The sequence below is a fragment of the Hydrogenophaga sp. FG152 genome, from assembly GCF_057809615.1.
Map to the genome: position 1 here is coordinate 1 of NZ_JBMDKH010000010.1, position 15220 is coordinate 15220.

Here is a 15220-nt window from a genome sequence, read left to right on the forward strand (position 1 = left end):
TGTTGACGAAAGGGTAGCGGCAGACCCGGGCAGACACCCGCGAGCGGCCGGCGCCAGCCTGCCCGGACCACCCGACCTCGCCAACCGCGGCAGAGTGAAAAAGGAAGAAGCCTACCGAACCGAACAGGCCAAAGACACCTTCATGGCCATCTGCTGCAAAGCCTGCCAGGGATCGGCAGGCCAGGTAGGCACCTTGAGGCCTTTGACGATGCCGTCCACGGTGTGCGCATCATCGAGCCAGCGAGACAGGGTGGCGATGCTGAGCAAAGGAATCGCGCGCTCCATGAGCTTCTCCTTCACCCCCCACACCCGGTTCTCGCGCAAAGCCATCGGCAAAGGCCGGCCCGCGTCCATCGCGGTGCGGACGCGGTGCAGCGTGCGGATGTCTTCCGACAAAGCCCAATGCACCAGCACCGGTGCCTCGCCCTCCGCCTGCAGACCGTCCAGCATGCGCTGCACCCGCTGCACCTGCCCGCCCAGCACGGCCTCGGCCAGCTTGAAGGCGTCGTAGCGCGCCACGTTCAGCACCGCGCCCTCCACCTGCTCGAAGCTGAGTTCACCCGCAGGATGCAACAGCGCGAGCTTCTGGATCTCCTGGTGCGCGGCGAGCAGATTGCCCTCCACCCGGTCGGCAAAGAACTGCAGCGTGCGCTGGCCCTCCTCGCCCGAGGCCACGCGCTGGCCTTGCTGTTGCAGGCGCTGCGCGATCCACTGCGGCAAGGCCTTGCGGTCCACCGGGTCCAGCTTCACGGTGGCGCCGTAGCTTTCCAGTGCGGCGAACCAGGCGCCTTTTTGCGTGGCCATGTCCAGGCGCGGCAAGAGCACGAGCGTGAGGGTGCTGTCGTTGCCCTGCGCGGTTTCGGCGATCTGCTGCAGCACTTGCGAGCCGTCCTTGCCCGGCTTGCCGGAGGGGATGCGGATCTCGATCAGCTGCTTGTCGGCGAACAGGCTCATCGAGCCGCCACTGGCCAGCACCTCGCCCCAATCGAAATGCGCGCCCGCCACGGTGTGCACCGTGCGCTCGGTGTAGCCCTGCTCGCGCGCCACCGCGCGAATCGCATCGGCCGCCTCCTGCACCAGCAAGGGCTCGTCGCCGTGCAGGGTGTAGAGGCTCTTGAGCCCACGCTGCAGTTGGGCGCTGAGTTGCGGTGCGGCGATCTGCATGGGTCTCGCTGGGCGCTGTTCGTCAGAGGGATTTCACCGCCGCCATGCGGCGCACGACCTGCTGCACGGCATCGCTCACCATGTCCCGGTACAGCAGCTCTTCTTCGGACGCCTTGGAGAGCACCACCGTTTCGTTGAAGCTCAGCTCGCGCTCCAGCAGCAGTTCCGTGTCCTCGATCAGATCCTTGTCGGTTGCCGTGCGCAAGCGGAAGGTGAAGCGCGTGCGCAACTGCAGTTCTCGCACCTGGCCGGCGGCCGTCTGGCCCACGGCGATGCGCTCGCGCTGGTCGGCAACCACGGTCAACACCACGTCGGCGGGTGTCGCACCGCTCACCACCTGCAGGCCGTTGGTGAGCAGCGCCTTGCGCAACTCGTATGCCACGGGTGTGCTCGCGGCACTGGCGAAGCGCACGGTCTTGAAGGCGAAGGTGGGTGCCTGGCGCAGCTTGAAGCCGCAGCCGGCAACGCCGCCCGCCAGCACCACGGCGCCCGCCGCCAGTTGCAACAGTGCGCGGCGGCGCGTGGCAGAAGGGGACGACGGGAGCGCGCGGTGGGTTGGCATGAATCGACTTTCAGATGACCACGTTGACCAGGCGACCGGGCACGACCACCACCTTTTTCGGCGCGGTGCCCGCGGCCTGCTTGATGAAGGCTTCGCTGGCCAGCGCCGCGGCTTCGATGGCGGCCTTGTCCGCAGCGGCGGGCACGGTCACGCTGCCGCGCAGCTTGCCGTTGATCTGCAGCATGAGTTCGATCTCATCGCGCTGCAGCGCGGCGGGGTCGGCCTCGGGCCAGGGCGCATCGAGCAGCTCGCCGGCGTAGCCCAGGTCGCTCCAGAGCGTGTGCGCGATGTGCGGCGTGGCCGGGTAGATCGAGCGCAGCAGGATGCCGAAGCCTTCGGCCAGCGCGGCGTTGTCGCCCGCGGAGCCGTCGGGCTTGAAGTCTTCCAGCGCGTTGAGCATCTTCATCGCGCCCGAGACCACGGTGTTGTATTGCATGCGCTGGTAGTCGTAGTCCACCTGCTTGAGCACGGTGTGGATTTCCAGCCGCAGCGCCTTGGCAGGCTTGGACAATGCCTGACCCGACACGCCGGCGGCGAGCGCGCCCAGGCCACCGATGGCCGAGAGCTTCACGCCGAAGGCCCACACGCGGCGCAGGAAGCGGTAGCTGCCCTCCACCGCCGCGTCGTTCCACTCCAGCGTGGCTTCAGGCGGCGCGGTGAACATGGTGTACAGGCGCGCGGTGTCGGCGCCGTATTTCTCGATCAGGTCCTGCGGGTCCACGCCGTTGTTCTTGGACTTGGACATGGTGCCCACGCCCTCGTAGTCGATTGGTGTGCCCACGGGCAGCATGCCGTCGCCGCTGGTGGCGGGGTTCTTGAGCTTGGCGCCGATGATCTTGCCGCCTTCGTCGAGCACGTGATCCACGTCGTGCGGCCAGAAGTAGTCCTTGCCGCCCTTGGCGGTGCGCCGGCTGTAGATGTGGTTGAGCACCATGCCCTGCGTGAGCAGGTGGGTGAAGGGCTCATCGACCTTGACCAGGCCGAGATCGCGCATGACCTTGGTCCAGAAGCGCGCGTACAGCAGGTGCAGGATGGCGTGCTCGATGCCGCCGATGTACTGGTCCATCGGCATCCAGTAGTCCGCGCCGCCAGCGACCATCTGCTCGTCGTTGGTGGGGTCGCAGTAGCGCATGAAGTACCAGGACGAGTCCACGAAGGTGTCCATGGTGTCGGTCTCGCGGCGCGCGGGCGCTCCGCACACGGGGCAGACCACGCCGGCGTGGAAGCCCTCGTGCTTGTGCAGCGGGTTGCCCGAGCCGTCGGGAATGCAGTCCTGGGGCAGCACGACCGGCAGGTCCTGCTCGGGCACGGGCACGGCACCGTGTTCGGCGCAGTGGATGATGGGAATGGGGGTGCCCCAGTAGCGCTGGCGGCTCACGCCCCAGTCGCGCAGGCGGAAGGTGGTCTTCTTCTCGCCCATGCCCTTGCCGGCCAGCAGCTCGGCGACCTTGTCGACGGCGGCCTTGTAGCCCAGGCCGTCGAGCACGCCGGAGTTCACGCACACGCCGCGCTGCTTGTCGCCGTACCAGTCGGCCCAGGTCTCGGTGCTGAAGGTTTCGCCCTCGACCGCCACGACCTGCTGGATCGCGATGCCGTACTTGTTGGCGAACGCGAAGTCGCGCTCGTCGTGCGCGGGCACGCCCATCACGGCGCCGTCGCCGTAGCTCATGAGCACGTAGTTGCCGACCCACACATCCACCTCCTTGCCGGTGAGCGGGTGGGTGACGGTCAGGCCGGTGGCCATGCCCTTCTTTTCCTGCGTGGCGAGCTCGGCTTCGGTGGTGCCGCCGGTCTTGCACTCCTCGATGAACGCGGCCAGGGCCTTGTTGCTCTCGGCGGCGTGCGCGGCCAGCGGGTGCTCGGGCGCCACGGCGCAGAAGGTCACGCCCATGATGGTGTCGGCGCGCGTGGTGAAGACGTACATGCGGCCGCCGCCGATCGGCGTGCCACCGGCGTCCTGGATGGTGTGCGGGAAGGCGAAGCGCACGCCCTCGCTCTTGCCGATCCAGTTTTCCTGCATCAGGCGCACCTTGTCGGGCCAGCCGTTGAGCGTGGCCTTGGGGTTGCCGATCTGCACATGGTCGAGCAGTTCGTCGGCGTAGGCGGTGATGTTGAGGTAGTAGCCCGGGATCTCGCGCTTCTCGACGACCGCGCCGGTGCGCCAGCCCTTGCCGTCGATCACCTGCTCGTTGGCCAGCACGGTCTGGTCTACCGGGTCCCAGTTGACGACCTGGGTCTTGCGGTAGGCGATGCCCTTTTGCAGCATGCGCAGGAACAGCCACTGGTTCCATTTGTAGTAGCTCGGGTCACAGGTGGCGACTTCGCGCGACCAGTCGATGGCCAGGCCCATGGCCTGCATCTGCTGCTTCATGTACGCGATGTTTTCGTAGGTCCACTTCGCGGGCGGCACGCCGTTCTTGAGCGCGGCGTTCTCGGCCGGCAGGCCAAAGGCGTCCCAGCCCATGGGCATGAGGACGTTGTGGCCCTTCATGCGCAGGTGGCGCGCGAGCATGTCGTTGATGGTGTAGTTGCGCACATGCCCCATGTGCAGCTTGCCACTGGGGTAGGGCAGCATCGAGCAGGCGTAGAACTTCGACTTGCCCGCATCCTCGCTCACGCGGTAGGCGTCGATGGCGTTCCAGTGGGCGTGCGCGGCGCGCTCGACTTCCTTGTGGGCGTATTTGTCTTGCATGAACCAGGGGCCGGACCAGCCGGGGACGGGGTGAAAGGAGAGAGGGCGCGCGGTGGCGCGGGGAGATGCGGGATTTTAGGCCTTGGCCCGATCCGCACGCCGGTGCCCCGGCATTCAGCGCGCGGCGGGGGGCGCGCTGTCGGCCACGAAGCCGATGCGCGAGAGGCCGGCGCTCTGCGCCAGGCCGATCAGCTGCACCACGCGGCCATAGGGCGCGGCGGCGTCGGCGCGCAGCTGCAGCTCGGTGGCAGGGTTGCGCCGGGCAGTCTCCTGCAGGCGCTGGCGCAAGGCGTCCTCGGCCAGCGGTTCGTCGTTCCAGTGCAGCTGACCCTTGGCGTCCAGGGCCAGGGAAACAAAGGCCTCGGCCGCCGCCGGGGCGGTGGCGGGCGCCTCGGCCTTGGGGAGTTCCAGGGCCAGCCGGCCGGCCATGAAGGGGGCGGCAATGATGAAGATCACCAGCAGCACCAGCATCACGTCCACCAGGGGCGTGACGTTGATGTCGCTCATGGGCCGGTCGCCCGTGGGGCGTTCCAGCCGGCCGAAGCTCATGCCCCCACGCTCCGCCGCTGACGCGGGTCGCTGCCCCCCGAGGGGGCTGACCTGCCTTGGGGCGGCCCGGCGGCAGGTCTCACGATGGGCTACCCGGATGCGCCAGGAGCTCGCGCAGGTCGCGCGCGAAGCCTTCCAGGTCGGCCTCGATGCGGGCAATCTGGCGGCCCAGCACGTTGTAGGCGAGCACGGCGGGAATCGCCACCGCCAGGCCGGCGGCGGTCATCACCAGCGCCTCGCCCACCGGGCCGGACACCTGCTCGATGCGAAAGGGCCCGTCCAGCCCGATGCCGGTGAGCGCGTGGTAGATGCCCCAGACGGTGCCCAGCAGGCCCACGAAGGGCGCGGTGGAGCCCACGGTGGCCAGCAGCACCTGGCCGAACTGCAGGCGGTGCAGCACGCGGTGCAGGGCATCGCGCAGCACACGGGTGAGCTGCTGGGAGCGGTCGCCGGCGGCGGCCAGGGTGTGGGGCGCTGCGCTGTCCAGGCCGCGAGCGGCCTGCAGCAGGGGCAGCACGATCTGCTGCGGGTCGAAACGGCCCAGGCGGGCCTGGGCGTCGTCCAGGTCGCTGGCCTGCCAGAAGGCGGCGGTGCTCAGGTTCAGGTCGGCGGCGGCGCGGCGCAGCAGCCAGGCTTTCCAGAGAATGACCACCCAGCTCGCGACCGACATGGCCAGCAGCAGCAGGGCCACGGCACGGCCAAGAGCGTCGGCCTGGCTCAGGGTCTGCAGAAGGCCCACCGGGGCGCTGGCGTCCATGGGGCTGTGGCGGAGGCGGTGCTCAGCGCAGGCCTAGCACGTCGAACATGTCGTACAGGCCAGCGGGCTTGCCAGCCAGGAAACGCACCGCGCGCAGGCTGCCCTGAGCGTAGGTGGTGCGGCTGCTGGACTTGTGCGTGATCTCGATGCGCTCGCCGGTGCCGGCGAACAGCACGGTGTGGTCGCCCACGATGTCGCCGCCGCGGATGGCCGCGAAACCAATGGTCGACGGGTCGCGCTCGCCGGTGACGCCTTCGCGCGCATAGACCGCGCATTCTTTGAGGTCACGGCCCAGCGCGTCGGCGATCACCTCGCCCATCTTGAGCGCGGTGCCGCTGGGCGCGTCCACCTTGTGGCGGTGGTGCGCCTCGATGATCTCGATGTCGTAGCCCGTGGCCATGGCCTTGGCCGCCATCTCCAGCAGCTTGAGCGTGACGTTGACGCCCACGCTCATGTTGGGCGCCATGACGATGGGGATCTGCTTCGCGATCTGCGCGATCTCGGCCTTCTGCGCGTCGGTGAATCCGGTGGTGCCGATGACCACGGCCACGCCGAGCTTCGCGCATTCGCGCAAATGCGCCATCGTGCCCTCGGGGCGGGTGAAGTCGATCAGGAACTGGCTGCCCGAGAGGCCGGCGGTCAGGTCGGCGGTGATGGCCACACCACTGGCCTGCCCCGCAAAGCCGGCCGCGTCCTGGCCGATGGCCGGGCTGCCGGCGATGTCGAGCGCGCCGGTCAGGGTGCAGTCGCCGCTGTCGCGCACGGCTTCGACCAGCATCTGACCCATGCGGCCGCTGGCGCCGGCCACACACACGCGCAGGGCGGTGTTCACGGCGGCGCTCAACGTGCCGCTCCCGAGCTCTCCAGCGGCGGGTAGACGGTGTCGGGCGATGGCGCCGGCGGCGTCGGCTCGGGCGCCAGGGGGGTGTTCTTGTCCTGGAAGGCTTTCAGCTGGGCCTCGGTGGCCTGCAGCTGCGGCACCTTGCCGAACTTGCGCCTCGCGTCGAGCGAAGCCACGAATTCCACCTCGCTGGGCAGCTCGTCGCCCTCAAAACGTTCGAGCGTCTCGCCCTTGAAGAACACCGTCAGCTTGCGCTGCTGGGGCTCCTGGCCCTGGCGGCGGAAGGTGAACACGTAGTCCCAGCGGTCGGCATGGAACACGCTGGACAGAAGGGGCGAGCCCAGGATGTCGCGCACCTCGGCCCGCGACAAGCCGGGCTTGAGCGCCTGCGCCTGCTCACGCGTGACCACGTTGCCCTGCACGATGTCGATCTTGTAGGGGGTGATGATGGTCGGGACGTAGCTGCAGGCCGAGAGCGAGGCCACGGCCATCAGCGCGCACAGGGCGTGCGCCAGACGCGGAGACGGCTTCGTGGAACGGGCGCGGCGGGGTGAGAGGAAATGCATGTGGGCTGACCCTGGAGGCGCAACGCCGTGTGCCGCACGGGGAAAAATGCGGCAGCCGGCGGACGCTGGCGATATGATCCGATCATTGTAGCCCCGGGGTCCTGCGCCGGAGGGCACCCACCCCAGGGGTCGGCGATGCCCGGTGGCGCTGATTTGCGCCTGTTTCAACCCCTTGCACCTGCCTGCCATGACCAACATCGAAGAACTCAAGAGCACGGGGCTCAAGGCCACCCTGCCCCGGCTGAAGATTCTGGAGGTGTTCCAGAACGCCAAACAACGGCACATGACGGCCGAAGACGTGTTTCGCGTGCTGCTCGAAGAGCGCTCGGACATCGGCCTGGCCACGGTCTACCGCGTGCTGATGCAGTTCGAGCAGGCGGGCCTGCTCACGCGCAGCAACTTCGAGTCGGGCAAATCGGTGTTCGAACTCAACGAAGGCCAGCACCACGACCACCTGGTGTGCCTGGACTGTGGACGGGTCGAGGAATTCTTCGACGCCGAGATCGAGAAGCGCCAGCAGATGGTGGCCAAGGCCCGTGGCTTCGTGCTGCAGGAGCACGCGCTGTCGCTCTACGCCAATTGCAGCAAGACCGATTGCCCGCACCGGGGCAATGTGCACCGCGTCACCTGACGAACGCGCCCGGGTTTTCTTTTCTAGAAGCGCCGCGGAACTGGCTTTGCCAGGCCGCAGGCGGCGCGGGGGTGTTTCTTCTACTCACTGCGCGACATGGCCGCGCGGTGGCGTGAGACGAATTCCTGGTAGGTGTCGATGCCGCGCAGCTGCAGGATGGTGTTGCGCACGGCCGCTTCCACCAGCACGGCGATGTTGCGGCCGGCCACCACCTGGATCACTGCCTTGCGCACCGGCACGCCCAGCACGTCCTGGTACAGCGGCTCGTGGGGCATGCGCTCGTAGTCCCGCTCCATGGTTTCTCGGCGCACCAGGTGCACGATCAGCGAGAGCCGCATCTTGCGGCGAACGGCGGTCTCGCCAAAGATGGCCTTGATGTCGAGCAGGCCGATGCCGCGCACCTCGAGCAGGTTCTGCAACAGCTCGGGGCAACGGCCCTCGATGCTGGTCTGGTTGATGCGGTAGAGGTCCACCGCGTCATCGGCCACCAGGCCGTGGCCGCGCGAGATCAGTTCCAGGCCCAGTTCGCTCTTGCCCAGCCCGGATTCGCCGGTGATCAGCACGCCCATGCCCAGGATGTCCATGAACACACCGTGCATGGAGGAACGGTCGGCGAAATGGCGCGAGAGATAGGCACGCAGCACGTCGATGACAAAAGCCGCCGACTCCTGCGTGGAGAACATCGGGATCTGGGCCCGCTCGCACATCGCGGTGAGGGCGTCGGGCGCGGTCTGCCCGTCGGCCACCACCAGCACCGGCGGCTCCAGCGTGACGATGCGCGCCACGCGGCGTCGGTTGTCGTCCTCACTGGGGCTGGTGAGGTAGGCGACTTCGCGCTCGCCGAACACCTGCACACGGTAGGGGTGGATGTAGTTGAGGTACCCGACCAGATCGGCGCCGGAACGCGCGGCGCGGATGGCGACTTCGTCGAAACGGCGCTCGGAAGCCCCGAGACCGGCAATCCACTGCCATTTCAGGGCGTCGCGATGGTCCTCGAACAGGACATCGGCGCTGACGACGGTGGGTTTCAAGGCAAGCGGCCAGCCGCAGGGCCGCCCCAAGGCTGGTCAGCCCCCTCGGGGGGCAGCGACCCGTGAAACGGTGAAGCGTGGGGGCTCAAAATTCAGGCGGCGGCGTGGGCCGACTGCCAGGACGTGATCAGCTTGTGCAGCTCGGCAGCGTCGGTGGAGGTCTTCATCTGCTCGCGCAGGGCGCTGTCGCTGAGCATCTCGGCGATCTCGGACAGGATTTCGAGGTGCTTCTGTGTGGCCACTTCGGGCACCAGCAGGAAGATCATGAACTGCACCGGCTGCTCGTCGGGCGCGTCGAAGCCGATCGGGCTGCCGAGCTGGAACACCGCGGCCAGCGGCTGCTTGAGACCCTTGATGCGACCGTGGGGGATGGCCACGCCATGGCCGAGCCCGGTGGAGCCGAGACGCTCGCGCGCGAAGAGGCTGTCGGTGATCAGGGCGCGATTGAGCCCGTGCTCGGTTTCAAACAGCAGGCCTGCCTCTTCGAATGCGCGTTTCTTGCTGGTGGCGTCGACGCCAACAAGCACTTGCACGGCGGGCAATATGGCGGAAAGTCGGTTCATGTGGGCCCTTTCGGACCGCAAATTATGCCGAGTTGGTGTCCCTTGGCTAGACTGCGGGCACAAAAAAGCCGCTTGACATATCAAGCGGCTTGCTGCAATGCAACATTTCTCACGCTCCCTGCGCCGGGAGCCGTGAGCGGGTCACATCAAACGTTTGACCGTACCGTGGTGATGGTCTTGCGTCTTGTCCTTGTAGCGCAGCACCTGGCGGTCCAGTTTGTCGGCCAGTTCGTCCACCGCCGCATAGAGATCGGCATGGACGCTTTCCGCAAACAGGTCGCGCCCTTTGACGTGGACATTGCACTCGGCCTTTTGTCGCAGGTCCTTCTCCTTGAGGTTGTCCACCGTCAACAGCACCTTGATGTCGACCACTTGATCGAAGTGTCGGGAGATGCGCTCCAGTTTGGTGGTGACGTAACCGCGCAAGGCGGGTGTGACCTCGAGGTGGTGACCGCTGATCGTCAGGTTCATAGATGAGCCTCCATTTGCTCCGGGTTGACACAAGCCGCCTGGGGCAAGACCTCCCGACGGCCACGGGGATGTCTTGAGACCACTATGCCCATGAATGCCCGACGGCGCAAGCCGCAGGGGGCAACAAAGCGCGAGAAACCGATGAAAAAAAATGCGCCAACTCGTAAACTTGAGCGCAACGGGAGTTGGCTCGAGACCGGAGGCGAACTCAGGACGCTTTTTTTCATGCCCAACACCGTCGACAAGCTGGACCTGAAACGGCGCCTCCTGCGCGAACAGGTGAGCATTCTGCTGAGTCACCTGCCGACCATGGTGATAGGCACGGTTTTGTTGGCCAGCGGGGGCGCTTGGCTGTTGTATCTTCAGAACCTGCCGACAAACCGGGTGCTGGGCTGGCTCGCGGGCATGACCTTGTACTCGGGTTTGCGACTGGTGCTGTATGCGAAGCGCCACCGCCATCCTGTCACCGATGGCAATGCCCACCGATGGGCGCTCGTTCTGACGATAGCCTCGGGGGGCGCCGGCCTGATGTGGGGATCGATCGCCCTGCTGTTCTTCACGCCAGAGAACCTCTACACACAGGCCGTCATTGCAATCATGCTATGCGGCATTCTCGCCAGCGCCGCCCAGTCGATTGGCGTGTACTGGCCCGCGCACATGGCCTTCGCGATTCCTTGCTCGCTGCCGTTTTCGTTCCGTTGCCTGATCGAAAATGTGCCGGAACTGACCACCTTGGGCGTGCTGTCGCTGCTGTTTCTGGGGTTCACTTCCTCGTTTGCTCGCAGCATCCCCTTGTCGCTTCGCCAGTCGATCCAGTTGCGGATGGAGAACGAGGCGCTGGTGGAACGCCTCACCTGGGCCAAGGAGCAGGCCGAAGCGTCCGAACGCCGAAAGACGCGGTTTCTCGCCGCGGCCAGCCACGATCTGCGGCAACCCATCCACGCCATGGGTCTGTTTGTCCCCGCGCTCCAGCGCCTGGTGCGGCACGCTCGGCCGTCCCCTCAGGCGCTGACCGACATCGCCGATCGCATGCATTCGGTGCTGGAGAGCATGGGCCAGCTGCTGCAGGTGCTGATGGAAATTTCCCGGCTGGACTCTGGCGCCGTCACGGTTCGAAGAGCCCCCTGTGCGATCAACCCCATCCTGCTGCAGGTCGGCGAGGTCTTGCGCGGCCAGGCGAAGGCAAAGGGCCTTCGGCTTCGACTGCGGGAAACTTCTCTCTGGGTGCAGGCCGATCCCGCGGTCCTGCACACGGTTCTCCTCAACCTGGTGGCCAACGCGGTGCGCTACAGCGAGCGCGGCGGGGTGCTGGTGGGCGCCCGATGCCGGGGCGACGAGGTGGAGATTCAGGTCTGGGACAGCGGCATCGGCATTCCGGAAGGCGATATGCCCCGGGTGTTCGACGAGTTCTACCAGGCCAGCAATGCGCACCGGGCATCGGCGCAGTCGCGTGGCTTCGGCCTGGGCCTGTCGATCGTCCATCGCTCGGCGGAGTTGCTGGACGCGCGCCTCAACGTGCGCTCGCGCCTGGGCCGGGGCTCGGTGTTCTCGGTGTTCCTGCCACGCTGCGACCCCGTGATCGAGCCGCCAGCCCCCGCCAGGACATCCGCGTCCGCCGCGCCCACCCAGGTGGTGCTGGTGCTGGACAACGACGAGCAGGTGGTTCGCGCGCTCACGCACTTGCTGAGCGGCCTGGGCCATCGGGTGCTGGGCGCGCAGACGATGCGCGACGCCCTCGTCCTGGCATGGAACAACAGTGCATCGATTTCGCTGATCGTGGTCGACTACCACCTGAGCGAGACCTTCGATGGCCTTCAGGCCATCTCCCGGCTTCGGGGCATTCTCGAGCGCGAGGTGCCAGCCCTGGTGATCACCGGCGACGCGAGCCTGCAGTTGACAGGCGGGGGCATGCGGCAGGACATCACCCTGCTGAACAAACCCGTCGATCCCCGCGCGCTGCAGCGCTGGATGACCCAGGCCGCCCCATCGGCCGCGGCGATTGATTAGGATGTGGCGATTCACACCGTTCGACACCCCTTTGTCTCTCGACACCCTCATCACCCACAACACGCTGCTGCCTGCCGCACCCGAGTACGGTGACGGCACCTGCGCGCTGGTGCTCATGGGGGGTGGCGCGCGCACGGCGTACCAGGTGGGCGTCCTCAAGGCCGTAGGCGCCCTGCTGGCCACGCGAGCGACCGCGGGCCCGGCGGTGCCGGCCTTCCCCTTCCAGTGGCTGTTCGGTACTTCGGCCGGCGCGCTCAACGCGAGTTACCTGGGCAGCATCGCCACCCTGGGCCTGCCTGCGCTGTCGCAACTGGCCACGTTCTGGAGCGGCCTGCGCTCGGAGCGCGTCTACCGGCTCGAAGCGCCCGGCTGGGTGCGGGCGAACCGTGTGGTGGCTGGGCTCACCTTGGCGCGCCAGGTGCGCCGGCACCGCGCTCTGCTCGACACGCTGCCCCTGGTGGACACCCTGCACCGCGCGATCGACCTGCAGGGCCTGGAACGCGCGCTGGAGCAACGGCTGATCCATGTGCTGGGCGTCACGGCATCGAGCTACACGACCGGTGAGCACTGGACCTTCTGCCAGACCCGGCCCGACCACCCGGTGCAGCCCTGGCACCGGCCGGGGCGGCGCTCGGAGTTCCAGCCCATCACCATTGAGCACCTGATGGCCTCGAGCGCCATCCCCTTTCTGTTTCCGGCCGTGCCGCTCTGGGTGGACGGGCACAAGGCGCATTTCGGCGACGGTTCGATGCGGCAGCTCTCACCACTCTCACCGGCGATCCAGTTCGGCGCGCGCCGCATTCTGGTGATCGGCGTCGGCCAACCCCAGCGCGCCGGCCTGGCCGCGCGCAACGGCAGCGAGCCCACGGCAGGCACCATCGCCGGCCACGCCATGGCCAGTGTGTTCCACGACACCCTGCAGGCCGACGTGGAGCAGACCCAGCGCGTGAGCCAGACCCTGGCGCGGCTGCCGCCGAGCCTGGCGGCCGCGTTGCCCTACCGGCCGGTGGAGGTGCTGGCGATCCAGCCCAGCTTCTCGCTGGACGAGCTCGCGAGCAAGCACATCCGCGAATTGCCCGCGCCCACCCGCAACACGCTGGCGGGCCTGGGCGCACTGGATACGCGGCGCGGCGCGGCCGGCAGCGCGGCCGCGCTGGCGAGCTACCTGCTCTTCGAGCCGGGCTTCGTCAACGCCCTGATCGAGTTGGGCGAACACGACACCTGGCGGCGAAAGGACGAACTGATGCGCTTTTTTGGCGCATCCGAAGACCTCGGGGCCGGCACCGCGGTGCCATAATTCGGCCTGTTTCACACATGGAGACCCGCATGGAAAGCACGCCCCCCAGTTGCGTGCTTTCAGCCACCCCCGCGACCGTCTGAGCGCCGCCCCCGAGCGGTTTTGGGTCAGGCGGCCGGACGGCTGAAAGCAGCCCCCGAACCGCCCCGAGGCCCGCGGAGCCGGCCTCGACCCTTAGCCAGACAGCACGAAACCGCCGGGAGCGCCGTCATGCTCAACGTATTCACCTTGGCCAATGGCCGCCTGTTCCAGGAAGAAATCGAGTCGCTCGAAGAGCTGGCCCGCTTCAAACCCATCTGGGTCGACCTGGAAGATCCCACCCTCGAAGAACGCCGCTGGGTCAAGCAGCACTTCGGCCTGTCGATTCCCGAAGACGCGATGGACGAGGACATCGAGGAATCGGCGCGTTTCTTCGAGGAAGACAACGGCGAGCTGCATGTGCGCTCGGACTTCCTGATCGACGACGACGAGGATCCACGCGCAGTGCGCGTGGCCTTCATCCTGAACGAGCACAACGACACGCTCAAAAGCCGGGGCGTGCTGTTCTCCATCCACGACGAGGACGTGCCGGTGTTCCGCCTGCTGCGCATGCGCGCGCGCCGCATGCCGGGCCTGATCGAGGACGCCAAGGACGTGCTGCTGATGCTGTTCGACGCCGACGCCGAGTACTGCGCCGACACGCTCGAGGACATCTACGACGAGATCGAGACCGTGAGCAAGAAAGTGCTCGACAGCAACGCCTCGGACAACCTGCTGAGCGAGGCGCTCTCGGCCATCGCGCGGCACGAGGACATGTCGGGCCGCATCCGACGCAACGTGATGGACACGCGCCGCGCGGTGAGCTTCATGATGCGCAGCCGCATGCTCAGCGTCGAGCAGTTCGAGGACGCGCGGCAGATCCTGCGCGACCTGGACTCGCTCGACAGCCACACGGCCTTCCTGTTCGACAAGATCAACTTCCTGATGGACGCGACGGTCGGCTTCATCAACATCAACCAGAACAAGATCATCAAGATCTTCTCGGTGGCCAGTGTCTCGCTGCTGCCCCCGACGCTGGTGGCCAGCAGCTACGGCATGAACTTCGATTTCATGCCTGAGCTGAAGTGGCACTACGGCTACCCGCTGGCGCTGGCGCTGATGGTGCTGTCGGCGGTCTTGCCGATGCTCTACTTCCGCAAGCGCGGCTGGTTGAGATAAGCCCACCCCTGCGCCGCGCCTTCGGCGCGTCACCCCCTCAAGGGGGCAATGCCTGCGGCCTGGCAGGGCCAGTTCCGCGGCATTCTGGTGAGCGTTACGTCTCTCGCAGCAGGGTTTCGATGACCGCTGCGCTGTAGCGGCTCGCCACCTCGCGCAGGAAGCGCGGAAAGTCCACGTGGGCCGCGTCGTCGGCGCGGTCCGAGATGGTGCGCACCACGGCCAGCGGCACGCCGTAGTCGTGACAGACCTGGGCGAAGGCGGCACCCTCCATCTCCACCGCGAGGGCCTCGGGCAGTGCTTCGCGCAGCGTCAGGCTCTCGGCGGTGGAAGAGACAAAGCGATCCCCACTGATCAGCAGGCCCTGGTGACAACGCGGGGCCTCCAGCTTGAAGGCCTGCATCACCCCGGCACCGAGGCGCGCGGGAAGTTCGCGCAGCACCTGCTCACTCGCCAGCGCCAGCCGTGCGCTCAGGCCGGCATCGGCGTCGAAGCGGGATCGGCCATAACCCGGCACCTCGTGGCGCGGAAAGAGCGGCGAGGCGTCCATGTCGTGCTGCAGGAAGTGCCGGGCCACCACCACATCGCCCACGTTCACGCCCGGCGCCAGCCCGCCGGCCACGCCGGTGAACACGATGCGCTGCACGCCAAAGCGCTCGATGAGCGCGGCGGCGGTGGTGGCGGCGGCGACCTTGCCGATGCCCGAGAGCACCGCCACCACGTCGTGCCCGTGCAGGTGCCCGCGCCAGAAGGCGCGCCCGCCCACGGTCTGCTGCTGTTCGTCGGGCATGAGGTCGAGCACGGCGGCCAGCTCTTCGTGCAGGGCACTCACGATGGCGGTGATGGTCACGGGAAGCTCACTCCTGGGAAGGCAAAAAGAAAAGGCGGCCGAAGC

At 67.3% G+C, this 15220-nt stretch carries 15 protein-coding genes; 4 read left to right on the plus strand and 11 right to left on the minus strand.

The window, feature by feature from the left end:
- Positions 1-111: 111 nt before the first annotated feature.
- The 7 genes from holA to ACODTB_RS13345 form a co-directional block, all read right to left on the minus strand.
- The gene (gene holA, locus ACODTB_RS13315) at positions 112-1164 is read right to left on the minus strand and encodes a DNA polymerase III subunit delta (RefSeq protein WP_291113706.1); all 1053 of its coding nucleotides are present in this window, start codon (positions 1162-1164) and stop codon (positions 112-114) included.
- 22 nt (positions 1165-1186) lie between these two features.
- On the minus strand, positions 1187-1726 hold the full coding sequence (locus ACODTB_RS13320; protein WP_291113703.1) for an LPS-assembly lipoprotein LptE: 540 nt from the start codon (positions 1724-1726) through the stop codon (positions 1187-1189).
- A gap of 10 nt (positions 1727-1736) precedes the next feature.
- Positions 1737-4418 (minus strand): leucine--tRNA ligase, encoded by a 2682-nt coding sequence (leuS, locus tag ACODTB_RS13325; protein ID WP_291113700.1) that lies wholly within the window; start codon positions 4416-4418, stop codon positions 1737-1739.
- Between the two features lie 114 nt (positions 4419-4532).
- Positions 4533-4967: an ExbD/TolR family protein gene (locus ACODTB_RS13330; protein WP_291113697.1), complete on the minus strand. Its 435-nt coding sequence runs from the start codon at positions 4965-4967 to the stop codon at positions 4533-4535.
- Positions 4968-5046: 79 nt separating this feature from the next.
- Positions 5047-5724 (minus strand): MotA/TolQ/ExbB proton channel family protein, encoded by a 678-nt coding sequence (locus ACODTB_RS13335; protein ID WP_291113694.1) that lies wholly within the window; start codon positions 5722-5724, stop codon positions 5047-5049.
- Positions 5725-5746: 22 nt separating this feature from the next.
- Positions 5747-6556 (minus strand): 4-hydroxy-tetrahydrodipicolinate reductase, encoded by an 810-nt coding sequence (dapB, locus tag ACODTB_RS13340; protein WP_488929392.1) that lies wholly within the window; start codon positions 6554-6556, stop codon positions 5747-5749.
- Positions 6557-6564: 8 nt separating this feature from the next.
- Complete coding sequence (locus ACODTB_RS13345) at positions 6565-7131, minus strand: outer membrane protein assembly factor BamE (RefSeq protein ID WP_488929393.1); 567 nt, start codon at positions 7129-7131, stop codon at positions 6565-6567.
- 187 nt (positions 7132-7318) lie between these two features.
- Between ACODTB_RS13345 and fur the strand changes: the two genes are divergently transcribed.
- Positions 7319-7762, plus strand: a complete 444-nt coding sequence (gene fur / locus ACODTB_RS13350; protein ID WP_291113688.1) for a ferric iron uptake transcriptional regulator — start codon at positions 7319-7321, stop codon at positions 7760-7762.
- A gap of 80 nt (positions 7763-7842) precedes the next feature.
- Here fur and hprK read toward each other — a convergent pair whose 3' ends face one another.
- The 3 genes from hprK to hpf form a co-directional block, all read right to left on the minus strand.
- A complete protein-coding gene (gene hprK / locus ACODTB_RS13355; RefSeq protein WP_291113686.1) occupies positions 7843-8793 on the minus strand; it encodes an HPr(Ser) kinase/phosphatase in 951 nt (316 codons plus the stop codon).
- A 92-nt stretch (positions 8794-8885) separates the two neighbouring features.
- Positions 8886-9356 (minus strand): PTS sugar transporter subunit IIA, encoded by a 471-nt coding sequence (locus ACODTB_RS13360; protein WP_291113683.1) that lies wholly within the window; start codon positions 9354-9356, stop codon positions 8886-8888.
- A gap of 141 nt (positions 9357-9497) precedes the next feature.
- The gene (hpf, locus tag ACODTB_RS13365; protein ID WP_291113681.1) at positions 9498-9827 is read right to left on the minus strand and encodes a ribosome hibernation-promoting factor, HPF/YfiA family; all 330 of its coding nucleotides are present in this window, start codon (positions 9825-9827) and stop codon (positions 9498-9500) included.
- Between the two features lie 90 nt (positions 9828-9917).
- On the opposite strand from hpf, the gene ACODTB_RS13370 reads away from it, so the two are divergent.
- From ACODTB_RS13370 to corA, 3 genes are all read left to right on the plus strand, one after another.
- The gene (locus tag ACODTB_RS13370; protein WP_291113679.1) at positions 9918-11834 is read left to right on the plus strand and encodes an ATP-binding protein; all 1917 of its coding nucleotides are present in this window, start codon (positions 9918-9920) and stop codon (positions 11832-11834) included.
- Positions 11835-11865: 31 nt separating this feature from the next.
- Positions 11866-13131: a patatin-like phospholipase family protein gene (locus ACODTB_RS13375; protein WP_291113677.1), complete on the plus strand. Its 1266-nt coding sequence runs from the start codon at positions 11866-11868 to the stop codon at positions 13129-13131.
- A gap of 210 nt (positions 13132-13341) precedes the next feature.
- Entirely contained in the window at positions 13342-14328 is a 987-nt protein-coding gene (corA, locus tag ACODTB_RS13380) for a magnesium/cobalt transporter CorA (protein WP_291113675.1), read from the plus strand.
- A gap of 94 nt (positions 14329-14422) precedes the next feature.
- Here corA and ACODTB_RS13385 read toward each other — a convergent pair whose 3' ends face one another.
- Positions 14423-15115 carry a 5'-methylthioadenosine/adenosylhomocysteine nucleosidase gene (locus tag ACODTB_RS13385; RefSeq protein WP_488929423.1) on the minus strand — a complete coding sequence of 231 codons (693 nt, stop codon included), beginning with the start codon at positions 15113-15115 and terminating at the stop codon, positions 14423-14425.
- Positions 15116-15220: the final 105 nt, after the last annotated feature.